The 25211-nt window shown below is 55.1% G+C and carries 19 protein-coding genes and 2 pseudogenes; 4 read left to right on the top strand and 17 right to left on the bottom strand.

Features of this window, described 5'->3' with window-relative positions:
* Positions 1-160: 160 nt before the first annotated feature.
* The gene (gene tetR(A) / locus AC534G_RS26085) at positions 161-811 is read left to right on the top strand and encodes a tetracycline resistance transcriptional repressor TetR(A) (RefSeq protein ID WP_000164043.1); all 651 of its coding nucleotides are present in this window, start codon (positions 161-163) and stop codon (positions 809-811) included.
* 64 nt (positions 812-875) lie between these two features.
* Here the strand turns inward: tetR(A) and AC534G_RS26090 are convergent, their stop codons facing one another.
* Positions 876-3881, bottom strand: a complete 3006-nt coding sequence (locus AC534G_RS26090; protein WP_001143775.1) for a Tn3-like element Tn3 family transposase — start codon at positions 3879-3881, stop codon at positions 876-878.
* 161 nt (positions 3882-4042) lie between these two features.
* Between AC534G_RS26090 and AC534G_RS26095 the strand changes: the two genes are divergently transcribed.
* Positions 4043-4600 (top strand): recombinase family protein, encoded by a 558-nt coding sequence (locus AC534G_RS26095; protein ID WP_001235713.1) that lies wholly within the window; start codon positions 4043-4045, stop codon positions 4598-4600.
* Between the two features lie 182 nt (positions 4601-4782).
* Positions 4783-5643 carry a broad-spectrum class A beta-lactamase TEM-1 gene (locus AC534G_RS26100; protein ID WP_000027057.1) on the top strand — a complete coding sequence of 287 codons (861 nt, stop codon included), beginning with the start codon at positions 4783-4785 and terminating at the stop codon, positions 5641-5643.
* Between the two features lie 147 nt (positions 5644-5790).
* Here the strand turns inward: AC534G_RS26100 and AC534G_RS26105 are convergent.
* The 3 genes and pseudogenes from AC534G_RS26105 to tap all read right to left on the bottom strand — a co-directional run.
* Positions 5791-5931 (bottom strand): annotated as a pseudogene (locus AC534G_RS26105) (HNH endonuclease); the annotation flags it as partial.
* A 961-nt stretch (positions 5932-6892) separates the two neighbouring features.
* Positions 6893-7912, bottom strand: coding sequence for a plasmid replication initiator RepA (repA, locus tag AC534G_RS26110; RefSeq protein WP_253076392.1), 1020 nt, complete (start codon positions 7910-7912; stop codon positions 6893-6895).
* Positions 7905-7982 carry a RepA leader peptide Tap gene (gene tap / locus AC534G_RS26115; RefSeq protein WP_015405817.1) on the bottom strand — a complete coding sequence of 26 codons (78 nt, stop codon included), beginning with the start codon at positions 7980-7982 and terminating at the stop codon, positions 7905-7907. Before tap ends, repA begins: the two co-directional genes overlap by 8 nt.
* A 56-nt stretch (positions 7983-8038) precedes the next feature.
* On the opposite strand from tap, the pseudogene AC534G_RS26120 reads away from it, so the two are divergent.
* Positions 8039-8163, top strand: a pseudogene (locus AC534G_RS26120) (replication protein RepA).
* Between the two features lie 42 nt (positions 8164-8205).
* Here the strand turns inward: AC534G_RS26120 and AC534G_RS26125 are convergent.
* The 13 genes from AC534G_RS26125 to AC534G_RS26185 all read right to left on the bottom strand — a co-directional run bounded on the left by AC534G_RS26125 (position 8206) and on the right by AC534G_RS26185 (position 25204).
* Positions 8206-8466, bottom strand: a complete 261-nt coding sequence (locus AC534G_RS26125; RefSeq protein WP_047089822.1) for a replication regulatory protein RepA — start codon at positions 8464-8466, stop codon at positions 8206-8208.
* Positions 8467-8718: 252 nt separating this feature from the next.
* Positions 8719-9720: a hypothetical protein gene (locus AC534G_RS26130; RefSeq protein WP_253076413.1), complete on the bottom strand. Its 1002-nt coding sequence runs from the start codon at positions 9718-9720 to the stop codon at positions 8719-8721.
* A gap of 78 nt (positions 9721-9798) precedes the next feature.
* Complete coding sequence (locus AC534G_RS26135) at positions 9799-10023, bottom strand: hypothetical protein (protein ID WP_253076391.1); 225 nt, start codon at positions 10021-10023, stop codon at positions 9799-9801.
* Positions 10020-15161 carry a conjugative transfer relaxase/helicase TraI gene (traI, locus tag AC534G_RS26140; RefSeq protein WP_253076390.1) on the bottom strand — a complete coding sequence of 1714 codons (5142 nt, stop codon included), beginning with the start codon at positions 15159-15161 and terminating at the stop codon, positions 10020-10022. Before traI ends, AC534G_RS26135 begins: the two co-directional genes overlap by 4 nt.
* Positions 15161-17407, bottom strand: a complete 2247-nt coding sequence (gene traD, locus AC534G_RS26145) for a type IV conjugative transfer system coupling protein TraD (protein WP_253076389.1) — start codon at positions 17405-17407, stop codon at positions 15161-15163. Before traD ends, traI begins: the two co-directional genes overlap by 1 nt.
* 86 nt (positions 17408-17493) lie before the next feature.
* Entirely contained in the window at positions 17494-18000 is a 507-nt protein-coding gene (locus AC534G_RS26150; protein WP_496594617.1) for a DUF2726 domain-containing protein, read from the bottom strand.
* 71 nt (positions 18001-18071) lie between these two features.
* Positions 18072-18821, bottom strand: a complete 750-nt coding sequence (traT, locus tag AC534G_RS26155) for a conjugal transfer complement resistance protein TraT (protein WP_290446764.1) — start codon at positions 18819-18821, stop codon at positions 18072-18074.
* Between the two features lie 140 nt (positions 18822-18961).
* A complete protein-coding gene (locus AC534G_RS26160; RefSeq protein WP_253076387.1) occupies positions 18962-19540 on the bottom strand; it encodes a hypothetical protein in 579 nt (192 codons plus the stop codon).
* A complete protein-coding gene (traG, locus tag AC534G_RS26165) occupies positions 19537-22437 on the bottom strand; it encodes a conjugal transfer mating-pair stabilization protein TraG (protein WP_496594618.1) in 2901 nt (966 codons plus the stop codon). The genes AC534G_RS26160 and traG overlap by 4 nt, the downstream gene beginning before the upstream one ends.
* Positions 22434-23846 carry a conjugal transfer pilus assembly protein TraH gene (gene traH / locus AC534G_RS26170; RefSeq protein WP_253076461.1) on the bottom strand — a complete coding sequence of 471 codons (1413 nt, stop codon included), beginning with the start codon at positions 23844-23846 and terminating at the stop codon, positions 22434-22436. The genes traG and traH overlap by 4 nt, the downstream gene beginning before the upstream one ends.
* A gap of 81 nt (positions 23847-23927) precedes the next feature.
* A complete protein-coding gene (locus AC534G_RS26175) occupies positions 23928-24293 on the bottom strand; it encodes a hypothetical protein (RefSeq protein ID WP_253076462.1) in 366 nt (121 codons plus the stop codon).
* Between the two features lie 3 nt (positions 24294-24296).
* On the bottom strand, positions 24297-24896 hold the full coding sequence (trbB, locus tag AC534G_RS26180; RefSeq protein ID WP_253076463.1) for a type-F conjugative transfer system pilin assembly thiol-disulfide isomerase TrbB: 600 nt from the start codon (positions 24894-24896) through the stop codon (positions 24297-24299).
* Positions 24893-25204 (bottom strand): hypothetical protein, encoded by a 312-nt coding sequence (locus AC534G_RS26185; protein WP_253076464.1) that lies wholly within the window; start codon positions 25202-25204, stop codon positions 24893-24895. Before AC534G_RS26185 ends, trbB begins: the two co-directional genes overlap by 4 nt.
* Positions 25205-25211 lie beyond the last annotated feature (7 nt).

Here is a 25211-nt window from a genome sequence, read left to right on the forward strand (position 1 = left end):
CAGCGTCGAGCGCGACAGTGCTCAGAATTACGATCAGGGGTCTGTTGGGTTTCACGTCTGGCCTCCGGACCAGCCTCCGCTGGTCCGATTGAACGCGCGGATTCTTTATCACTGATAAGTTGGTGGACATATTATGTTTATCAGTGATAAAGTGTCAAGCATGACAAAGTTGCAGCCGAATACAGTGATCCGTGCCGCCCTGGACCTGTTGAACGAGGTCGGCGTAGACGGTCTGACGACACGCAAACTGGCGGAACGGTTGGGGGTTCAGCAGCCGGCGCTTTACTGGCACTTCAGGAACAAGCGGGCGCTGCTCGACGCACTGGCCGAAGCCATGCTGGCGGAGAATCATACGCATTCGGTGCCGAGAGCCGACGACGACTGGCGCTCATTTCTGATCGGGAATGCCCGCAGCTTCAGGCAGGCGCTGCTCGCCTACCGCGATGGCGCGCGCATCCATGCCGGCACGCGACCGGGCGCACCGCAGATGGAAACGGCCGACGCGCAGCTTCGCTTCCTCTGCGAGGCGGGTTTTTCGGCCGGGGACGCCGTCAATGCGCTGATGACAATCAGCTACTTCACTGTTGGGGCCGTGCTTGAGGAGCAGGCCGGCGACAGCGATGCCGGCGAGCGCGGCGGCACCGTTGAACAGGCTCCGCTCTCGCCGCTGTTGCGGGCCGCGATAGACGCCTTCGACGAAGCCGGTCCGGACGCAGCGTTCGAGCAGGGACTCGCGGTGATTGTCGATGGATTGGCGAAAAGGAGGCTCGTTGTCAGGAACGTTGAAGGACCGAGAAAGGGTGACGATTGATCAGGACCGCTGCCGGAGCGCAACCCACTCAGGGGTCTGACGCTCAGTGGAACGAAAACTCACGTTAAGCAACGTTTTCTGCCTCTGACGCCTCTTTTAATGGTCTCAGATGACCTTTGGTCACCAGTTCTGCCAGCGTGAAGGAATAATGGCCGAGCATATTGATATGTCCGTGGCAAAGCGGGGAGAGGCGTGCGATATCTTCATCATTCAGTGTTTCACCCTGCGCCCGGAGATGATCCAGAGCTGCCTGCATATAAATAGTGTTCCATAACACGACGGCGTTAGTGACCAGCCCCAGAGCTCCCAACTGATCTTCCTGACCGTCGGTATATCGTTTTCTTATCTCACCTTTTTGACCGTGACAGATGGCTCTGGCAACTGCATGACGGCTTTCTCCCCGATTAAGCTGGGTCAGAATGCGCCGGCGGTAATCTTCATCATCAATATAATTAAGCAGATACAGCGTTTTGTTGATGCGCCCCACTTCAATGATTGCCTGAGTCAGTCCGGAGGGACGTTCACTTTTCAGCAATGAACGGACCAGCACTGAGGCCTGTACTTTGCCCAGCTTCAGGGAGCCTGCGGTCCGGATCATTTCGTCCCACTGAAGGACTATTTTTCGGGGATCTGATTGCCCTCTGGCAATATCATTCAGCACGCCATAGTCGGCATCATGGTCCATTCGCCAGAAAACCGAAGCACCGGCATCAGCCAGGCGTGGAGAAAACTGGTATCCCAGCAGCCAGAAAAGGCCAAAGACAAGATCGCTGGCACCTGCCGTATCGGTCATAATTTCGGTTGGATTCAGCCCGGTCTCCTGTTCCAGAAGGCCTTCCAGCACAAAGATAGAGTCCCTCAGCGTCCCCGGTATAACGATGCCATGAAAGCCGGAATACTGATCGGACACAAAGTTGTACCAGGTGATCCCTCTGTTATTACCAAAGTATTTGCGGTTCGGTCCGGCATTGATTGTTCTGACTGGCGTAACAAAGCGCATTCCATCTGCAGATGCCACTTCTCCTCCACCCCATATCTGTGCCAGTGGCAGCGTTGCCTGAAAATCAACCAGTCTGGCATTAGCGCTGGTGATAGTTTCAGCCCGCAGATAGTTCGCTTTTGTCCAGTTCAGCCGGTGTCGGGTCAGTGCAGGAACATTTGATCTGATCAGTGGTTCCAGACCGATATTGCAGGCTTCAGCCATCAGCACGGCGCTGATGCTGACGGGCAGATCATCAACTCTGGCACTGGCTTCACTGGCATGGAAAAACTCATCAGCAAATCCGGTATGGGCGTTAATTTCGAGCAGCAACTCCGTTAAATCCACCGGAGGGAGCAGATCACTGATCATTTTGCTCAGTCGTTTCAGACTGTCCGGCTCATCAAGACTGGCGAGGGGAGAAATTGTCAACCGGGGCTTCGGGCCAGAAACATCGAGTTCGACAGCCTCATTTTCGCCAAGACGTGCAGCAACCTGTCTGTAACGACTATCAAGCTGATGGCCCAGAGATTTTATTGCTTCCTGCGGGTCTGTCGGGTGCCCCAAAGAACGATAAACCTTAATCCGATTTGCCTGCCAGTCAGCACCCTGTAGTAATCTTGCACGAGGATCTCCCCACCGGTTACTGCCGGTAACGTAGACATCCCTCCGTCTCAGACTATCCTGCAGTTTACTGAGAAAGCAGAGCGTGTATCCCCTTCGGGTGATATGTTTTTCCTTGTTAATCACCAGCCGTTTCCATGACTGACTGATGATTTCCGTTGGTGCGTCGTCAAAAAACTGCCGCCGTGAGCTGAACTCCCGGCTGAGGTAGTCACAGGCATTCAGAGTGGTAACCCCGGCAGGTGCGGATGAAAATTTAACGGTATTCAGCAGATGGGGCAGGAAACGACGAACGCGCCCGTACTGCTCCACCATTTCGTCATGAAAATTATCGTCTGAGGGCCGGGCAATTTCACGGACAAGCGTGATGATTTCAGCCAGCTTTTGCCTAGGGATGTAGCTGAACACCTCAGCACGAATCGATTCGTCCGGTGTTTCTTCTTTCAGCAAGTACGAACATGCGCTGGCGAGCGCCAATGCAGATTTATCCAGATCCTTCAGCGAGCGGAGCCGTTTTTTCTGCCCAATCTTTCTGGCGTCACGGATGATAACGGCCAGCATGGCGTCCAGAACGTCCAGTGCATCATCCAGCGCCAGCGTTTCCCATGCAAGGACAAAGGCAACCAGAACCGCCATCCTTTTCTGCGGTGACATCCTGGCAATATTGAACACCGAAGTCATACCAGCATAACGTGCGAGATTTTTCAGGCGCACAGCCGGGAGTGTACTCAGGTTTTCAGCATGCAGGCCAAAATCGTTCAGAGTTTTCCAGCGTTCAATTGCTTCATTAAACGCCGGACCACTGATGGTCACAGGGCCTTTTTTCAGTGATTCCAGTAAAGACAGGCGGCTGCAATCAGTTGGCCCCAGCAGCATCTCCAGCTGTGAACGCTGTTCGGCTGACGGTATCAGTGCCAGTTTGTTCCACAGGCGCAACGTCGCCTTTTCCCTTACCTCTGAAATCAACCGGGTCAGCGTGGTGGCTCCGGGGAGAATAATACGATGTTGCATAAGCCACCCTGTCGCCAGGTCGAAAAGCAGGCCAGGACGTTCGTTGCTTATCCAGCTCCGGGTATATAAAAGACGGGTAAGGCGAAATGTCCAGGGCCAGGCAAATTCACGATACTGATAGTGCTGACGTATCAGCGCTGCATGCTCACGGCGGGTATTTTCCCTCTGACCGTATTCTGCAAGAACGGTGATATCACGAATCCCGAGCTGTCTGGCGGTAAAATGCCGGACGCCGGAAGGAATATGATTCATGTCAGTAAGAAAAGTGCCCAGAAAACGCACACACCCGATTTGCAGGGCAATACCAAGTCGATTGTGATCACCCCGGCTTTTCCCGATAAATTCTTTATCCGCTTCATCAAGATGAAAATAACGCGCCAGCTGAAGTTCATCGGGTTCGCCAGTGAACCTGCCATAACTCTCAACCTGCTCAGTGGTCAAAAAATCAACGGGCATATCGGCCTCCCTGCCTGACGGCTTTTTTAACACAACTGCAACCGTTCGAAATATTATAAATTATCGGACATCGTAAAACTGTTACATTAATATGTCTATTAAATCGTAAATTTGTAATAATAGACATGAGTTGTCCGATATTCGATTTAAGGTACATTTTTATGCGACTTTTTGGTTACGCTCGGGTCTCAACCAGTCAGCAGTCTCTTGATCTTCAGGTCAGAGCACTCAAAGACGCAGGTGTGAAAGCAAACCGTATATTTACCGATAAGGCATCCGGCAGTTCAACAGACCGGGAAGGGCTGGATTTGCTGAGGATGAAGGTGGAGGAAGGTGATGTCATTCTGGTTAAGAAGCTCGACCGTCTTGGCCGCGACACTGCCGATATGATCCAACTGATAAAGGAATTTGACGCTCAGGGCGTGGCAGTCCGGTTCATTGATGACGGGATCAGTACCGACGGTGATATGGGGCAAATGGTGGTCACCATCCTGTCGGCTGTGGCACAGGCTGAACGCCGGAGGATCCTAGAACGCACGAATGAGGGCCGACAGGAAGCAAAGCTGAAAGGAATCAAATTTGGCCGCAGGCGTACCGTGGACAGGAACGTCGTGCTGACGCTTCATCAGAAGGGCACTGGTGCAACGGAAATTGCTCATCAGCTCAGTATTGCCCGCTCCACGGTTTATAAAATTCTTGAAGACGAAAGGGCCTCGTGATACGCCTATTTTTATAGGTTAATGTCATGATAATAATGGTTTCTTAGACGTCAGGTGGCACTTTTCGGGGAAATGTGCGCGGAACCCCTATTTGTTTATTTTTCTAAATACATTCAAATATGTATCCGCTCATGAGACAATAACCCTGGTAAATGCTTCAATAATATTGAAAAAGGAAGAGTATGAGTATTCAACATTTTCGTGTCGCCCTTATTCCCTTTTTTGCGGCATTTTGCCTTCCTGTTTTTGCTCACCCAGAAACGCTGGTGAAAGTAAAAGATGCTGAAGATCAGTTGGGTGCACGAGTGGGTTACATCGAACTGGATCTCAACAGCGGTAAGATCCTTGAGAGTTTTCGCCCCGAAGAACGTTTTCCAATGATGAGCACTTTTAAAGTTCTGCTATGTGGTGCGGTATTATCCCGTGTTGACGCCGGGCAAGAGCAACTCGGTCGCCGCATACACTATTCTCAGAATGACTTGGTTGAGTACTCACCAGTCACAGAAAAGCATCTTACGGATGGCATGACAGTAAGAGAATTATGCAGTGCTGCCATAACCATGAGTGATAACACTGCTGCCAACTTACTTCTGACAACGATCGGAGGACCGAAGGAGCTAACCGCTTTTTTGCACAACATGGGGGATCATGTAACTCGCCTTGATCGTTGGGAACCGGAGCTGAATGAAGCCATACCAAACGACGAGCGTGACACCACGATGCCTGCAGCAATGGCAACAACGTTGCGCAAACTATTAACTGGCGAACTACTTACTCTAGCTTCCCGGCAACAATTAATAGACTGGATGGAGGCGGATAAAGTTGCAGGACCACTTCTGCGCTCGGCCCTTCCGGCTGGCTGGTTTATTGCTGATAAATCTGGAGCCGGTGAGCGTGGGTCTCGCGGTATCATTGCAGCACTGGGGCCAGATGGTAAGCCCTCCCGTATCGTAGTTATCTACACGACGGGGAGTCAGGCAACTATGGATGAACGAAATAGACAGATCGCTGAGATAGGTGCCTCACTGATTAAGCATTGGTAACTGTCAGACCAAGTTTACTCATATATACTTTAGATTGATTTAAAACTTCATTTTTAATTTAAAAGGATCTAGGTGAAGATCCTTTTTGATAATCTCATGACCAAAATCCCTTAACGTGAGTTTTCGTTCCACTGAGCGTCAGACCCCAATAACTGCGCGTTCTTTTTCCCGTTCGGTATCCCAGGCACCGAAAATGACAAACTGCTCATCATGATTGATGAATGACCAGCTCCACGTCCAGTTCCGGCAGGTGGCCCCACGACTGCGGATAAACTGTTTTCGGTTCATATTGACTCTCCCTGGTTTAGGCTCTTACTCCCTGAATAAAAACCAGTTTATCGCAAATTCATCGGTATGAGTAACAGTGTAATCTGGCTGGCGAGCAGTGCGCAGCCGGTCTTCTGAATGCCGCGAAGCGGCATGGAGGCGCCAGCAGGTGGTGAATATGTTTCTGCGGGTGAGTGGCGCCGTAGCCCGGCACAGCCGGTTGATTGATAGACGATCGCTATTAACCCCCCACGCCCTGAAAAGCCATAACCCACTGACAGACTGCTCAGGAACTGATGTGCGCTGTCGGAGTGGTCACGACAAGGCGAAGCCGTAGTCGGGGCGTATCTCCGCGTTGGCGGGCCGTTAGGGCCGCTTACGGGCGTGTTACACAATCTCTCCAGACCACACCTCTGACAGCCACTCAGAACTTAGTTACATCATCCAGAATTAAAAGCGATGTTGTTCCGGCCCTTCGGGCCGGGGCGGCCTCGCTTTTCAGTGCCGGGAGGGGCTCGATGGTGGGTTTTTGCTCTGGTTTCTTTGGTCAAAATTTTGGATGTTGTAACTATATGTACGGTCGGGGCCCGGCGCAGAGCGACGGGAGGTGCTTCTGGTGTTTCCGAACCGGCGCGGACGTAAGTCCGCTGCAAGGGCGGGCCTTATGTCAGATATTCACAGGGTTTCAGAGGATAAAGGATCTCCCTGCAGGCTTGCGAGGCAGGGGATTAATAACTGGGTTTAGACTATTTTCCGGCTTTGCTGATATCCGTTTGTGAAAAGCTGAATTTATCTGTTTGCGGAAATGTGTGGATAACTCTTTCCTCTCATCAATATGAACGCTCCTGTGACCGTAAAAATGAGGGATAACCGGAGAATGATGAAGAAACAGCGGTGGCCGGGCAAAAAACAGGCGAGCGGAACCAGCACCACAAGCCCCGAAAGGGGCAGTCTGAAGAAAATTTAACGGGTGCTAATATCGCTAGTGTGGTGGCGGGGTGGCCAGCGACAGCTCCAGCTGGTACAGATTCTGGATGGCCATCTGTTCAAGCCGTTCAGCTGTGCACCAGTAAGCCTCATCAGGCGGCAACGTTTTCATGATATGGCGCGACATCTCGTGAATCTGGCGGTCCCGGGGAAGTTTGGCCAGACGGTTGGCACGTTTACGCGCAGCACCTTTTTCCCTGCGGTATTTCAGCGCTTCCTGGCTGCGCTGCAGATACCAGCGCTTTCTGGCCGCGTGGACAGAAATATCTTCATCTTCACCCAGAATACCTTCCTCAATGAGCCGGCGACGTTCTTCACTCTCACGCAGGCGCTTCTCCTGCTGAGCCTGCAGTTTCATCAGGTCCACGCCCAGTATCTGCCAGCCTGTGGTGGTTATCCAGACGTATTTTGGCAGTCGCTTACGGGATTCCCGGTCCCAGCTGGTTTCTTCTGACACCCCCAGCGTGCCGAAGCGCACCTGCTCAGAAATCAGACAGGAAAGACGGGAAACGGTGACTTCAGTTTCAGGTATGACATTCCCTTTTGCATCCTTTGGGCTGAGTTCTCTGGCCAGCCTGGACACACACATACCCACGGTATGTTTACCGGCATCGCAGAAACTGATCAACACCGGCCACAGGGCATCGAGCAGTCGTTGCTTCTCCGGACGAAAGGCATACTTACGCCCGGCACGATGCCGTTCGCGAACATAAAAAGGGTGCAGGGACATATGCATGCGCAGACTGTACTGCCCCGTAGCCGGATCTTTCTTCACCAGACGGTTATAGGCATGACCAAGCTGTCCCCCCAACGCTTTATAGTGCGCAGGACGGAACCATGACGGATTTTCGCATTTGGCTTTGGTGGAGTGATCGCCACGGCGGCGACGTGTACGCTTCTTCTCTGGCGTAACCAGAAAAGAAGATGTATCGCCCTCATCGACACGCTCCCAGAAACGGATCTGGTCTTCGGCCGACAGCTGACTCCAGTGGTATGGATTGTGCCTTTCAGTCACCCCTTCCTGCGCTTATGTTGCACGGAAGGAGCAAATGGCACAGAAACGGGTATTGCAGTTTTCTGAGCATAAAACTATACTCCCCGTACAGAGCAACAGCTTCTGTACGGTTTAGTTAGGGCCCCGATAATCTTCTTACCCGCCAAGATTAGAAAGATTATCGGGGTTTTTGCTTTTCTGGCTCCGGGTAGACACCTCATCAGAACCAGTTCCCTGCCACCTTATGGCGTGGCCAGCCAAGAAATCGTTAAAACGATCAGTAATCTATCACGCTGCAAATCAAAGTAAAGTCTTTACTTCAGTAGTCCCTGAGCTTTTAATTCATTTTCAAGCAGCTTCTCAACAAACTGGGCTTGCGTAATGCCCTCTCTGTTACACAACTCAATCATGATATCTTTCAGTGGGTTACGAACAAAAACTTTTATTTCTTTATGCGTAATACGTTTTCTTGCAACTGCGGCCATTTGTTTTTCGGAAGCCGACATCGGGCTTCCCTTACGCTGTAGACGCATTTCTTTCGATGAGGAAGTTACTGCATTTCCGGGCTGCGACATCTCTGCCTCCTCAAGGATCAAATAAGGATCTTTGCAGAGAATACTACAGATTCCTGAAATCAGCGACTTAACTTTCATACGCAGATCCGCGTTGGCGCACGGTTCTGGTACGTTAATGGTCAAAAATGAGCTTCAATATGAAAAAAAATTCGTGGGGCGTTCTAATAGAAAACGTCGGAATCGGGGGAAACTTGCTTTTCCCCGATTACCGGGGTTGGACAACTCCGCCACGCGGAGGCGTCAGGCTTTTGATTAGCTTTTAAACTCTCTGATCAACGAATTTATCGCTACAGGTACCTTGCGTTTACTCACCAGACGCACGTCGAGAGGATGATGGCTGACCAGGTACAGCGCTCGTCTAAGAGCAGAGACAATCCAGATGAGATCATTACCGAAAGCGCCTCCACCAACCAGGGTCAGATAAACTCTGGGGTTGCCTGTATGGTGATAATTGAGCACTGCCGCCAGCAGAGTTGCCTCATAGCTGGCCTCAAGCACCAGTGTGGCAAAAGGAGCCCAGTCCCTGCGCGGGGAGTAGTGATACGCAACAGGTAAAGCAGAACAGAGTGCCTGAGAAACCCGCTGGCCCTTCGGTACACCCGGGGTTGTCACTTCCGTGTCAGAATGTAGTCCGACACGAAGATACTGCCTCACCTTATCCCGCGAAAGTTCATCCATCGCCTCAATATGTTTGCCGATGGCGAGCACCGTGTCCGGTTGCAGAAGCGCATAGCCATTTTGCATCCGGATCCCCCCAATGCCGATAACTCTGTCCATGTCCGCCAGAGCGTTAAGTTGACAGGTTTGAGTCTGGCCTGTCTGCGAGCCAACCGGAACCAGATAGTTACGAAACACCGTAGCGGCAGCACAGGCCATTGCGCAGGAGGGACCTTGCGTATAATCGTGTTGATAGCTGGTGATCCCCTTCTCCGGTGTAGTGTGTTGGCTCGGCATTTCTAACAGGTTGAACTGACTGGCTACCTGGATCAATGCGCCATTCGCCTCCGGCCAGCCATGAAGTTCATAGACGTCAGCCACCAGGCTACTAAGCTTTATCCCGCCTCCTCTGCTTACCTCCGTGGCACAAACAGCCTTCCGTAATTCAGCCAGACTCGGCAGAGTCAGTATACCGGCATGAAAAGTACGAGATGGCTGCCCCCTGGCATGAAGCAGGGGACCATCGATGTAGAAATTAGCCCGGGTCTCGGCGTAAGTTGATTCCTCGAAACCAAAAATATCGTTAAACCAGCTCATCGGATGCTCCTTTTTGGCAGCTAAATTCTGCCAGGGTTGGATTTCGGCAACTGAGCGCAGCGAAGGCGTCAGCACCGCTTAAGACAATGGCCAGGTTAAACTTCCGTATTGTCGAAAACGTATAACGAAGACAACCAGCTCCAGCGTTTCATGAGGAAACAGGAATACTGCGATGCCCGACATCACCATGCCCGCCATTACGCCTGCGAAAAATATCCCTTCTCTCCCGGCTCTTTTTTGAAAACGCTGAACGTTACGCCGAAAAAGTTTTGGATTGTAAACGTATTCTTTTTTGTCGATCACAGTGTTTTCTCCCGGGTAAGTACGATCTCCTTCTCCAGTTCGCGCAGATGCTCCTGCGCCGTGACGGCTTTCGCCGCCTGTATCTCCCGGGCCGCCTGGCGTTCGGTTTCACGCTCTTCCAGACGCTGTTCCCGGTCGGCGCGCCGCAGCTCCTGTTCCACCCCCTGCTGTATCAGCGCATCCTGCTCCGGTTTCCCGTCTCGCTCTGGCAGCACGATGTTCCGGTCCTTCTCCTGTCGCAGCGCCTCGCGTACCGCCTGCTCAGCGGCCTGCTGTGCCTTCTCCTCTGGCGTCTGCAGAACCACCACCGTGCTGTCCTGAGTCTGTGCTGACGCCAGGGGGGCGATATTCTCCGGGCGCTGCCCCTGCGTGAGTTTCTGCAGCAGCCAGTCCGGCAGGGCCGCTTTCTCTGATGTCAGTACCACCCCGCTTTCCGGATGGGATGCCGCCAGCTTCAACGCCTCCTGCTGGTCTGTGGCCTGGAGCGTCACACCGCTCCGGCTCTGCTGGAGCACAATCAGCTCTGCGCTTTCCGCACCCAGCAGACGTCCGCTCTCGCCGATGCCCTGCAGCCTGCCCTCCTCATCCCGACGAATTTCACTCAGCCAGACGCCCTGCTGATTTCCGCTGCGGTCATACGCAGGCCACGCCACATGAGGAGACGGATACTTCCGGCTGCCGCCGATAAACCGGGCCTCGCCTTCTGCCGGGAGACCTGTTTCACGCAGCAACGCACGCCCGATGGCAGTCGTATTAAGCTGACCGGCACTCTCCCACAGCGTTTGTCCGGTCGCGGCGCGTCGGTCCTGCTCTTTACCGAGCACATCATGAGCGGTCAGTCGGGCGGTGCTGTCTGCCACCGCTGACATCCAGTCACTGAGATTGTCGGTATACACCTGCACGTGCTCTTTCATACGCGATAACGCCACATACGCATCGCTGAGCCCTGCCAGCATTTTTCTGCTGCCGGTGGCACCGGCGAGCGCAATGACGAAAGACTCACTGGCCCCCTGCGCCCGGTGCGCGGTCCCGGCGTACGCATAGTCCAGATGGCTGTCCTGCAGGTCTTTTCCGGGTTGTATCAGACGCGTCTCACTGCCGTGTTGCAGGGTCAGTGAGCCGTCAGCGTTTGCCTGACTGACGGTCCACAGGGTCTGCGTGTCCCGCCCCTGCTCCCGGTCGTTACGGGTGAAACGCACCAGGTCCCCTTCCGACAGCCGGATACTCTGGCGCGAAAATACGGCGATATCCCGCAGGCTGCTTTCAAAAGCCGACAGCAGATGGTCTTTTCCCTCCTGGTCCTGCAGTATCACCACGCCGTTCTTACCGTCCGGACTGTGAAGGGTGTAGTACTGCTGGTTAATCAGGGCGATATTTCCGCTATAACGGGCCAGACCAGCTACCGATTTGAGGGATTCCGTCTGCGTTTTCTCACGCACCAGTATCTCGGTATCCACTTCACGGGCACCGAGCTTCCCCTGTTCATGGAGCCGTTCATGGATACCGGCGTTAATGGCCGCGCTGTCCGCGTTGGTCTGGGTCACTATCAGGGTCTGGCGACGGGCATCTGTCGTACGCCCGGTGTAGTCATCCACAATGGCCGCGATGACACGGTCCCCGTCCTGTTCTTTCTGCTCTTTTGTCTGCCGGATTTCAGTCACGGAAGAGACCGGGACATAACCGCCGTTCTCACGGGTTATCTGCGCCGGGGTGACGCTGCGGATGGTATCGAGAGCCTCAGGTGCCCGCCCTTCCAGCAGGGCATACACCGCGGGGCGCAGTTCCGGAATCTGGCGCACAATATCCTTCATCACCGCCACATCGATGGCGCTTCGCTGCTGCATCAGAGTGAACGGCGCACCGCTGGCCACGGCCTGCAGCTGCAGGCTGTCTCCGGAGAGCACAGCCCGACCGCCCAGAGCGGCAATCCGGGTCAGGGTGTCCGCCATATCCCGGTTTCCCACCATCGAGCTTTCATCCACCAGGAACAGGGTATTGCCGAAGCTGAGCTTCTCTCCTGACTGCAGACGACGTTCCGTGTCCATCAGAAAGGAAGCGATGGTCTGAGCCTTTACACCCACGCCCTGCATCTCGCTGACGGCGCGGTGGGTGGGCGCAAGCCCCAGAATATCGGGTTTGCTCTCTGCCGGCAGCGTATCGAGGGCCGTCAGTACGGTGCGAAACTGGGTGGTCTTTCCCACCCCGGCATAGCCCTGGATGGCGATGAAACGGTCCGTGCTTTCCAGTATCAGACGGCTGCCGCTCTGCTGACCGGGTGTAAGCCCCTGAAACAGGGCCGGGTCTGCGCCGGGCATCAGCGCAGGCTGCGTGGCCTTACCCTCCGCCAGGGTGCGGATGATGGCCTTCTCCTGCAGATACGATTCCGCCGGGACAAAGCGGGTGCCGCTTTTGTCCCCCGGCACCGCCAGCATCTCACCGCTGCTGACGAGGGCACGGAAGGTCGCGTTCACTTTCTGCAGGGTCATCTCCGGGTGCATCTTCAGGGCCTCCTGCGCCACATCCAGACGCGAGAAAACCACCTCGCTGCCCTGCACCACCGCAATCGCCTGACGGACCGCCTTCTCCGGGACGGGCATCAGGCTGTCCCGCGCCTGCTGCATCGCGGTATCCAGGGGACGACCATCCGGACTGACCTGCTCCCGGGCCTGACGATACAGCGGCGAGCGGGAAAGACGACTGTGCGCCTCATCTTCAGCAAGCGACGTGTACAATCGGACCTTGTCGCCGCTGACGGCCAGCGTATTCAGCATCTGCGCCTGCGTATCCCGGGCGGAGACCGCCGCCAGTACCGTGCCCTGTTCGCGAACGTCTTTCCCCGGTGAGGTCACATACCCCTGCACCACCTTCAGTCCGTCTCCGACCTGCAGACGGTGAGTCCGGTCGCCGTGCCGCACGGTCAGAGTGCGGGCTGCGGCCCCTTCTACCGTGACAGTGTCACCGGCAGATAATTTTCCCTGCCGTCCGGTTAATACCAGTTTTTCACCCTCAGCCACCGCTAACGTCCCGGGCTGATACAGACGCCAGCTGCTGTCGATATCACTGAGCTTCATCACCTGTGACTTTCCAGAATCGTCTTTCAGGGTCAGGGTGCGACTGCGGGCGGTCACCCGGTCAATGGTGTGACGCTCCGTGCGCCGGGTGTCCGGGTTAAAGCGTTCCAGCACCTGGCCTTCACGGTAGCTGTCAGTCTGGCTGCGGGTTTTACTGTCGAGAAAGACCGGGGTCAGCGTTTTAACCATGTTTTCTTTTGTCGCCAGAACGCTCTCTTCGCGGAGGCGATGTCGGATAGCCTCAACCAGCGCGGGCTGCTCCCGGCCCGGAGCCTGTGCCACCACGGCTTCACCCCGGGCGCTGAACGCCGCATAATCTGAGGCCAGCTGCGCATAGCGCTGGCGACGGTCGCCGGTACTCACCACCTCAACACTCACGCCGGATTGTCTGTCGGTATGCAGACGTACCACCCCGGCTTCCTGCAGGGTGGCCAGCGCGCTGCCGGTCCCCTGACGCCCTCCACTGTCCGCCAGCAGAACCTGTACGTTACGGCGTGAAGCCTGGTCCAGCAGGGTAAGCGCCTCCTTCACCGACAGCTTTTCCGCCCCGCTCACCACCAGTGTACTGTCCGGCACCAGGTTGTCGGCGGTCAGCAGGCTTTTGTCAGTCACGCGCCCTGCCAGACCGGACTGCTCAGAAAGAAACGCCGCCGACCGTTTGTCCGTGGCCATCACCTGCACTGTTCGCCCCTGACCCTCCGCCAGCGCCACCATCGCCTGAATGCCTTCCCGCTGCGCAGCAGTCCCGCGTCCGGTAGCAACAATGGCCACCGCTGGCAGGGTATCGGCCAGCACCGCCATCGCACCGACAGGTGCCACCTCCGGACGGGCGGTCACCATCACCCGGTTGTCCCGTGCCATCTGGCGGGCCAGATGCTGCACACTCAGCTCATCGAGCAGATGGATGGAGGACGTAAACAGCCCCTTTTCCTTGTCCAGCGGAACCAGCTCTCCGCGTCCGATAGCGACCTCAATCCCGCCGCGCGCCAGCGCGATGCTTCCCGGTTGTGCATTTATCTGCGCCAGCGTGCGACTCAGGACCTCCGAATAACTGAACTGTGTCTTACGGTCGCTCAGGAGCGAAATGGCCTGGCTGACGGCCTGCTGCATATCCGCGGCGACCGTCTGCGCCTTATCCACACTGTTCACCTGTGGCTGCTGAGTTTGCTCCTGCGCCCGGACCGCAGCCCTCTCACGCAGTTCCCGGTAATTAAAACCGGTTTTATCCATCCGTTCGTGCCACTGCGTCAGCAGCTCATCACGGTCCGGCTCTTTCTGTTTGGCCTGACGGGTATCCAGCGCCGCCACATCACGGGATTTTGCACTCGCATCCTCACCCGCCACCTCACGTATCTGCTGACTGCGGGTGGAAAACGGCTCGGTGGGCACACCCTTGATTTCCCAGAGGTCATGCTTACCGGCACTGATAGTCTCCAGCCCCATCACCTCCACCTGCCGCCGCAGTTCGCTGCGGTAAATCTGTCCCAGCGCTATTTTGTTGTCGTACAGCGCATCGATGGTGCCACTGCGCCCCCGGGTGTCGCTGGACAGGGTGTACCACTGACCGTCCTTCTCCGTCATGTTCAGCAGAAGAAAATGGGTGTGAACCTGCGGATCAAGCTCACGGGAAGTATCATGATTGAACATGGCAGCAACCATACTGCCGGTACTGATCTGCTGACGGATACCGTCAGTCATTACGCGTGTTCCAATCAGTGACTCAATTTCCCGGCTGACCGCCTCCACAGCGTTGTTATGTGCGTCCAGCAACCGGTTTTCCCCGTACAGGGTTATCAGCACCGACACGCTTTTGGGGGCCGAGAAGGTCAGGTCATAGCCGCTGCGGTGGGTGTTTACACCTCCCGACATTCGCTCCAGACTGGTCCCGTCCGGCAGGCGCCCGGCGATAAGTTCATCCAGCTGGCGCGCGTCCACCGCGCCCTCCAGTCCCAGCACTTTCGCGCCCTCACCCAGCCAGCGGGATTCGGCGCTGCCGAGAAAATAATAGTTGTCCTGCGCGGTGTAATAGCCGGCACCGCCACCGGCAATCGGGGCTATGCTCAGCATCACCAGTCTCCCGGCTCACGGTCATCGCCGTCAAACTCCCGGCCTTCGCGTGCATGAAACACCATGTTGCGCTCATCCTCGCGCAGCGCGTCCACCGCCTCACCGAAGGCCCGGTTGAACTTCTCATCCAGCTCTTCATAGCCGGCATCGCCCGGGTACAACACTTCCCCGGTGTCCATATTCACGATACCGTCATCCTCCCTGCGCAACTCCTGCTCTTCCACCGGGTTACTGTCATCTGCCATTGCCGCTGTGGTTGCCGCAGCCACCACAGCAGTGGTCACCGTCGCTGCTGTCGCCTGACTGACCACAGCAGATGAAGGTGAGACAGCAGACGGCTCAATTGTTGCGGCATTAGCTGTAGTCGCTGGAGATGTATTGTTCACAGCCTTCGGGGCACCAGTTGCTGATGTCCCGTCCAGTACCGCCATCAGACGCGAGATATCCCCTTCTTCCCGCTCGCGTTCGGCAATCTGCGCCTCGATTTCCGGGGCCAGACTGTCGTTGATATCGCGCATCTGAATCTCGTCAGCACAGTCCTTCAGCTTCTCGTAGCGCATGCTCATGCGTACCGCCGGATAGTCACCGGGGTACGTCACATAACAACTGAGATTCGGCAGGGTCTGCACGTCGGTGTAGTTGACCAGATAGCGGTCCTCTTCATCCTTGCTGAAGGACACCCCGTCACGGACAGTGTCTGCCCCGTAGCTGTACTGCTCGCTGAAGACTTTATCGCGGGTCTGCCCGATTTCCCCCTGCACCCACTCCGCCTCATCCCGGGAGGGGTTACGGAAGAAGAAGCGGGTATTCACCAGTCCCAGCATGGCGTCGGCAAAGTCCTTACCGTAGGTGTAATCCATCTGGGCTTTGGCCTGGAAACCCAACACGAAACAGCCACCGAACTTACGGGCCTCCGCCAGTACGCCCGGTAATTCAGGAAGTTTGTTAAGCGACGGGAGTTCGTCATAGATAAACCACACCCGACGGTGCTGGTTCTCCCCCATCTCCAGCAGGCAGTTGGCCGCCTGCGCCAGCCACATGGAAATCAGTGGCTTGAGGGACTCATGCTGGCGGGCATTACTGGTTATCCATAGCCAGCTGTGCTGTTTAATCTGCGGGTCGTTGACGCTGCTCATCCAGTCCCTGATGGTGAACGGTTTTTTGCCACTGCGTTCGATACCCTGCAGATAGCGCAATGCCTTGACGTAGTTGGTCAGCACGCTGCGAATCGAGATGGCAGTCTTCTCCACCTTCTCTTCCACCAGGTTGCTGGCCTCGGTCCCGGCCAGATACTCACGCAGAGCTTTCAGGTCGATGGCCAGAAGCGTGCGCAATAGCGCGTTATAGCTGTGGTTGCCGCTTTTTTTCTGCCGGTACGCCACCGCCGAGAAAATGGTGCGGGCCGAACTCTGCCAGAACGGGTCCTCCTTCGTACCCATCGGTATCAGGGTGGAGGAGGCGCTGTCAAAATCGGGGATGGTCTGGAACTCACGGAACATGTCCCAGTAGGCACAACGGCGGTCCAGGGCATTGAGCAGGACGTCATCACGTTCGTTAAAATGCTTCTTTATCAGCGAACAGCCCTTGTCATAGACAATCACCATATCGCCCTGCGCCCGCAGCTGACGCAGCAGCTTGTTGATGGTGTTGGACTTCCCGGAGCCGGGAGTGCCGTACATCAGCAGGTTCTGCACCTCGCTGTTAAGCATCAGCGGCAGACCATCGATACGCAACGGAGACGCCTCCCCCCGGCGCGTCATCTCCCGGGCCACGGCCTTCACATCGTCCGAGAGTTCACGCCCGCCCATCCGCTCATCCCGGGCCTGACGGGCACCCAGGCGGCGCAGGAAACCATATACCGCAAAGGCAATGGCCACCACCACGACCGACGCCCAGAACAGGGACAGATACAGCTCCTGGAGAAACATTTCCCCGGCCCAGCGCATATAGGCATCGGCCAGAATCTGCTCTGAAGTGGCATTCAGGGTCTTGCCGTTGAACGGCACATCATAGACGGGCGGTACGCGGTACAGCGCCTTCTCACCGCCGGCGAATATTCGCAGCCACCAGTACAGCCCGCCGTTACGGATAGTCTCCCAGGGCAGGCGGAACCAGAAAATCAGCGGGACCAGCAGAATAAAGGCGTTGAGCAGCCAGAAGGAAATACGCCGGTTAACCTGCATGAACATGTTCAGCATGTAGCTGAAGACCTGTCCACCCTGCGTAATATGCTTGGTAGAACTCATGGATAACGTCCTGTTTGTTAAAGAGCAGTGGAACACGAACAACGACACATCAAATCAAAAGCAGACAGTAATCAGCGACAGTCCCTTCAGGTCAGGCGGCGTAACACCTCGGCCACTTCACCGACCATCTTCACTGAGCGGGGCCGCAGCAGCGGAATACCCGCCTGTGCCACAATCAGATTGAACAGCGCATCCCGGCGCTGGCGTTCCGGTCGAAGATGCGAGCGGTCATCCAGTTCAACAATGGCTTTCACCGCAAACGTCCGGGCATCAATGACAACAAAATCGCAGTGCCACTGTGATATCTGGCGAAACAGAGACAGGGCGTCAGCCCGGTTAAGTCCCCCGGCAGTCTGCACCACATCGGCCAGACGGACCTGCGCCATCACCTGCAGAGACGTACCGGACAGCCCGTGTACGAGATCGCCATAAAAGCGCCGCTCCCGGTCAGTCAGAAACGGCTTCGCCTGATAGCAGGTTCGCTTTTGCAGCAGACGGTGAGTCCGGTTACCCGGGGGAACACCGGCTTTTCGGTACAACATTGTCAGAAGCAGGATGCAGAGCATCGCTCCTGACAGCAGCAGGAGATTCATGAGGGAGATTCCGTTATTTTGGGGAGAAAAGGCCGCGGCGAATGCGGCGGCCATTAAGACTTCAGGTGTTATCAGAGAATGTTGGCAATGGATTTCGCTAACTGGTCTTCCAGTACTGGCTTCGCCTCTTCAAACTTGAGGTTTACCTTGTTGGCGTTCGAGACAATACGCGTCTGGTACTTATGCTGATTACCGGTCTGCGTGCTGGTCTGGACCTTATAGCCGGATGTCCCCTGCTTAAGCGCCGCCACATTATCCGTGGTCACTTCAGCCCCGGTTCTTTCGGAGATTTGTACATCCGTTACCATGGTGTAGTTGATGTCTTCCACCATTGCATCAGCAGCCATTCCAACCAGACCAGCCGCCAGACCGACGCCCAGTGTGGTCCCGGCAGAGCCGGTGTTGTACGCTGCAATGCCGGCACCCAGTGCCGCGCCAGTAACAGCGCCCTGATAGCCCTGACTCAGGAAGCCCTGAGATTCACGCAGATCCATTTTGTCGGCCTTCAGAACATTAGCCTGAATCCAGAAATGCGCATCACCCGGAGCAGAAACAATACGGTATCCCTTAGACTGGATTTGGCTGTTGATTTTACTCTGCAGCCCACTCATGTCTTTATCTGACGTATTTTTTATCTGCAGATACACCGTTTTTTCATTAGTGGGTTCAATCCAGATGGTTTCACTCATCTGGGTTTTGACTTCCAGATTTCGCTTTTTAATTGCCGTACTCATCGCACCACAGCCTGATAATAAAAAGGCACCCAGAATGACAGCAACAACCATACAATTTCTATTTTTATATAAAATCACGTCTTTCATATAATTCCTAAACAATAAAGATAACGGCCGTTATCCCACACAGAATATCAACACAAATCATATTCAGTCACAAAATAAAGACTCGCTTATTGCGAGCAATAAACCAGAAAAAACAAAATCAACGCAATATAATTATTACGCTATTTATTAGTCGCAGTGGATGGTGTAATCACCTCAGCTATTTTATCTATCACTGCCATGACCTGAGGTGTGAAGTATCGTGCGGTTGAATAGCTAAAACACACGGATGCGATACCAAGAGACACAAACCAGCTGGCACCCAGATAGCTGACATGTCGGTGACCACAATAGAGAAGTATTAATGCAACAATAGTGTTAAACAAGCCTACAGCAACGAAGTATGAACGGAGTTTTCTTCTGACTATCTGGCAGATAAGAGACTGGCTCCTGATCTCTTCCGGAATACACAGCGCAAGGCTCACATTCTGATACAGCATGATGCAAAGAACGCCGAATACAACAACAAGAGAAACTGCTGAAAGAATGGCTATATCAGAGTAGCTGTAATACCCACCATCAGAGTAATAAATCAACCAGTCAACAAAAACTCCTGTCATTTGCAATGAAAAAACAAAACCATAAACCTTGAAGATCACTTTAAAAATATTGCCAGACGTTGGTATTTCATAATCAACCGTCCGGACTGACTCCAGCAGGTATTGCGCATCCTGCTCGATCATGCTGCGGGTCACTCTCATTTATTATCCTTAAAAGGATTCATATCCTTCATTTTAGTTTTTATTTCATCCACCTTTTCACTGGCCTTAAAGTTATCACCAATCCAATCAGCTTGTCTTTCCTGTTCACTGGATTTTGCCTGTTCAAACTGACCTGATTTACTCTGATACTCCTGGCTCAGCGTTGTTTTCTGCCCACTGATATCCTCTTTGTATTCTGCCATTTTTTGTCCGGTTTCTGTTACTGATGTTACCACTTTCTGACGCACATCACTGACCTGCTGGCCTGTCTGCTCCGCACGCTGTACGCCAGCGCCGTCTGCCATCTGCTTCATGGTCTCTGTGCTGGTATCATGCTGCTGTCGCAGATCCCCCGACAGACCGGACGGCGCGCCCACATCCCCCATACCTTCTGCCGTACGGGTCAGATTCTCGTGGTACGTCTGTTCCAGCTGGGGTTTCAGTTTTTCATCCACGAACTGCTGTGCCAGCTGTTCACGTTCAGCACGCAACTGCGGGTCACCCGAGTCGGTCAGAACAGCGGTCGCGCGACCCGGCGCCACTTCATGAGCATATCTGACGAACTCCTGGCTGTAGTTGCTGTTAATATTCGCGCTGTTGTTCTCGGCATAACTCGCCATCTGCGCATATTCACTGCTGCGGTTCAGGGCATCGTTATACTGGCGGATCTGACTCTGCAGTTCACTCAGGCTGCTGGAGACCTGCGAGGACAGGGAGCCGGACGCATTATGCGTGCTGCTGCCGCTGTCTGTGGTGCGGGTGCTGTTGATGACATCCATTGATTCACGCACATCCTTAGCCTGTTGCGCCGTCAGGTCCCGGCTGTTGCGGGTCTGGTTTGACAGGTCAGAGTTCAGGCTGTGTGAAGAGCCGTTTGAACCTGTATATCCGACGTCACCATAGAGTCTGGCGCTGCCGCTGAGACCGGTAACCCATTTAGCCCCCGCCCCGACCAGAGAACGCTCAGTATTAATACCGCCTTCAGCCTTACCGCCTACGCCAATATTCATCGCCTGCGATTTGCTCATCACCTCGGCCAGCGAATCCGAATAGGAAAGACCGTTCTGTTGCGCATAGGCTTTCGCCACACTGTCGAGTTTACTGAGCGCCTGCCCCTGAGAAGTGGCCTGGCTGCTGTCGGCCCCCTGGGTGAAGGTGTCGCTGTTCCCGCGTTGCTGCGCCCACTGCGACAGCTGACTGCCGGCCAGCTGACTGGAATGGCTGATGCCCTGACTCAGGCTGCGCACCTGACTTTCTGCCTCGCGGTGCTGAGCCTGATACCCACTGCTCAACATCTTCCCGAACTGAATATCGGTCGCCAGGCTCGACACACCGCTGCGTGCATCGTGAACCAGCCCCCCACTTTGCGTCTGGGTGGTGGTAGCCCCACTGGCATGCTGGGTGGTCATCTGCCCGTCACGGAACGACTGGTTGGTATCCCATTTATGCCCGGCCACGTTGTCCATCTGCATGTTGTTGAATGACCAGGAGCCATCCGTCGCCTGGGATGCCGCTGCCGAGGCATTGCTGTTGATGGACGAACCGAGATAGTTGCCCGCCTGCGACACCACACGCCACAGTCCGAACACCAGACCGGCGGCAATAAACGGAATCGCATTAGACAGCCACGCCGCCATCAGCCCGATATCACTGTGGGTCTGCTGGATAGTACTGGTGCTCGCCAGTGTGAAATTTAAGCCGCTTGTTTCACCGCGCAGATAAAACGACATCGCATAATTAAGCAGGGCATACAGCGGAGGCCAGCTCTGCAGATACACGATGGACAGAACATAGCCTTTCAGCACCGGGATAGTGAAATCATGAAGGGCTGCCAGCAAAATAATAATCGGGAACATCCCGACCAGCATAGCCATCAGCACCGTGTGCATGACCGGGGTGAAGTTTGCCGCCAGCCCACCTGCTGCCGCCTGACTGAGCCGCATTTTGCTGGCCGAGGAGATGTTGGCCAGATTCACCAGGCTGGCCGCATTCCCGCTGGCAGCTGAGTGACTGGTGATACCCTGGCGCAGCGCACTCATGGTCACATTCTGGCGCATAATCTCGCTGGCGCTGCGCCCGCCCTGGTAGTAGAAGCCATAGCTGTCCGCCATCATCTGCGCGAACAGCGTGTGTGAGGACGGTCGGGTGCCGAACAGACGCTTCACGTAGTAATCCCATGTTTTCCCGCCCTGACGTGTCTCCACCTCCATCGCTGGCTTCAGTACGTTGTTCGCCAGCTCTTCACAGGTCTGGAAGCCCGGGGCGGCCAGGTTATTGCCATACGGCACAATCACCCCACGCAGTGGGCTGGGCTTTTTGAATATCAGCTCATACGGGTTAGTGGAGTGCATCAGCTCCTGCATTGAGTACTTGCTGGTCAGCATGATGTCGCCAATGACACACTGGCGCACGTAGTCTGCGAACAGCTGTGACAACTCCCCGTTCTGACTCATCATGTCGGTGGTATTGGCCATCAGGTTTGCCCCAAACAGCATCCCGGTTTTACTGTAGGTCACCGAGTCCGGCGTGTGAAAAACCAGCTCAAACGCCTTTGTCAGACTGGCCCCAAAGCTCGTCACAAAGCGAAACGGCACAGCCAGACCTGCCGGGACGTTATCAACCTTGTATACTGATGCCGGGCTGGTCAGGTCCACAATATGCACCGAGCGTTTAGGGATAATCAGCACGCTGGTGATGAACAGGAATACCGCAATAAACTTCACCACCTCCTTCGGGTCATTGCTGCGCAGGTAGACCCAGAAGAGCACCATCGCGGAGAAGAAACCCACAATGCTAAACAACGAATCCCAGGTGGATGAGCGGATGAGCGTGGCCACACCCTTAAACGCCACATCGAAAAAGCCTCCGCCGCTCATGACGTATATGGTATCAATCATGGCGTCACGCTCCCGGTCTCTTTGGTCAGCGTGGGCGAGGTACTGAAGTTAAGATTCTGTTCGTACTGACCCATCAGGTGGGTGGAAACCTGCTGGCGCAGATAGCTCATCCGCTGCTCCAGCTCCATCAGGATGTTGGCCTTGACGTTCACCTCCGCCTGCAGGGTCTGCAACTGGGCCGAGGCCTGATTCAGGTTCTCCCGCATCTTCTCGAGCGAGTCTTCGGTGTAGTTCTTGCTGTTCAGCTGCATCCGGGCCTGCTTCAGCAGTTCATGGAGGTACTGGAGCAGAATGTCATAACCGATATAGTCGGCAAGGTTCGGGTAAAAACTGGAGATATTGAGCATCTGCGGGTCCATCAGGTAGCGCAGAATCGGCACACTGGTACTCTCGATAAAGCCCTTCTCCGGGTCCGTCAGCCGCTCATCCGTGCGCAGCTTGTCGGAAATACTGCGGATAATCTTTGTCACCCGTTCCACAAAGCTGTTCGCCTGGCTGACCGTCACGTCCCTCTGCGTCGTTTTCACGCAATCACCCGATGACACACAGCCGGTGACGGTGACTTTCCCGCCGTGCATGATGGCGCGCACCAGGTCCCTGTTGTTGGCCTGCGGGTCCAGGAAGGTGATGTCTCCGTTACTGTCATAAATGATGGTGCCGGTAATGGTCATCACCAGTTCCATCATCTGGGTGTCCCCGTTCACCAGTTTGTTCTTCTTGAGGATTTCCCACATCAGGTTTTTGTTCTTCATCACCTGGTCCTTCATGTCTTCCGGGGCTTTGTCCAGCACCTTGTCCTGCTGACCACCCACCGTGCAGCCCTGTCGGGAGGCCGCCCAGTCCGAGAACATATTGGTTTCTCCGGCGATGTCCTGACAGATTTTCTGAGACTGGACGGTACTCTTTGGCCACAGACCACCGATGATACCCTGAGCCGCCTGACAGGAAGAGACGTTCATACTGTTGAGGTCAGTCGCAAGCTTCTGCATAAAGTCTTTTACCGACTTCATCCCGGGTACCGCCGTCTGCAGAGCCAGGTCAAAGAAGTAGCCGACGGCATTCCCCATCAGTTGCTGGATAAAGCGTTCAATCTGTTCGCTGTTGATAAACGAGAATGAACCGAGGTAGGCATCAATTCCACCACACCCGGCGGTGATACTGGGTGGGGTAAAGGAAACGAGCTGAAGGTGATTTACCTGATTACGCAGGAACAGGTTGCCGCCGGTCACATACCCCGCCGCCTGCCCCTGCCAGACAGCTGCCTTTGTGGCGTTGCCTTCAAAGCCGAGTTTGTTGAAAAACTTGTTAAGGTCACTGTTGACGTCAGCCTGTGCCGGCAGCGCCAGCAGGGCAGCAATCAGGCATGGCAGCGCCGCCCGCCTGATGGGGGCAAAGGTATGTCGGGTCATAATGAAATCCGTATTAAGCGGTAAATCAGAAAGGAAGAACGAATGCGATAAAACGAAACGACAAGAAACTGATAGTGAAGATTACTCCACTATGCGGCGGGCGTGGCGCCATGCCTGCCAGCGTTCAGCAAGGGCATCAACCACTGCGATACCCGTTCCGGTCAGAAACAATCCGGCACCGGTAAACCCCAGCGTGGTCGGGATGATATACATCGTCAAATTAATCAACGGTTTCAGGGTCGCATATTCCGCCAGCATCTGCGGATCGGTTTCCCGTCCGGCAACGCCCAAATCCTCTGCCGTTGCCCCGTACAGCGTCTCAAACATCTGGCCCCAGAACATGTCAGTCAGCAGCGCCGCCACCATAATGGCGCAGCCTGTGGTAATCAGGACGGCACTCAGTCGGCTGCGAAAAACACGGTCATCCTGCGGTTTAATACTGTTCATCCGTTATTTTCCTTTATGTTGTGTTTGCGCGCGGGCCTGCTCTGACAGCATCAGCGCCTCATTCACCCGCTGCGACAGGGTTCCTGCATCGACCATCCCGTAAAGCAGTGGCAGGGTGCGCAGGGTGTTGACTTCCACCAGGAACGCCGCCGGCGTCACCGGTTTCATGGTGCTGAACAGGTCCTGAATGACCGCTGACGGGGCCGGAATGGCATCCGGGAACGACGCGTCGCCACGTCCGTCCAGGGTGTAGGCAAATACGCTGAGCCCCATCTGCTCCGAGAGGGATTTGAGCAGCGGGTCAAACTGGTGGCAGTACTGACAGCCCGACTGCATGAACAGCACAATTTTGTAATTACGCAGGTTCACCTGGCTGCCGTCCGGCAGGCGCCACATGACAGGAGTCTGACGTGGTGCCGGTGCCGTATCTGCCGATGCCGGTTGTGCCTGGTTCTGCGGGGCACCTGCCGTCTTGTGCGCCTCCAGACGCTGCACCTCTGCCAGTACTGACGCACGTGCAGGTTTTAACAACAGCCAGCCAACGACCGCCGCCAGCAGAGTGACCTGAATGTACAGCAGGGCAATACTCCGTTTCTTTTTCATTCGTTGTCCTTATTTGCATTGTTGTCCGCCACAGGCGGGTGTTGTCCGGCCGCTGACCATCTGCGCCAGGCATTAAACACCGACAGGCCCCAGCCACCTGCCGCCAGCACGGCCCCGGTCACGAACAATGCCAGCGTTTCCCGGACAAGTTCCAGTTGCCAGAGTGCCAGTTGAAGGGTGTCCTTCGCGAGGTCATCCGGGAGTCTGAGCAGACCCGCCAGGTAAAAATACGCCACGGCAGCACACATTAACGCCATTCCCGGATACATCAGCAAATTCTCGGCCTGCTTGTCCTTGTATTTATCCATATTTATC

This window comes from Citrobacter sp. CRE-46 (genome assembly GCF_059615875.1).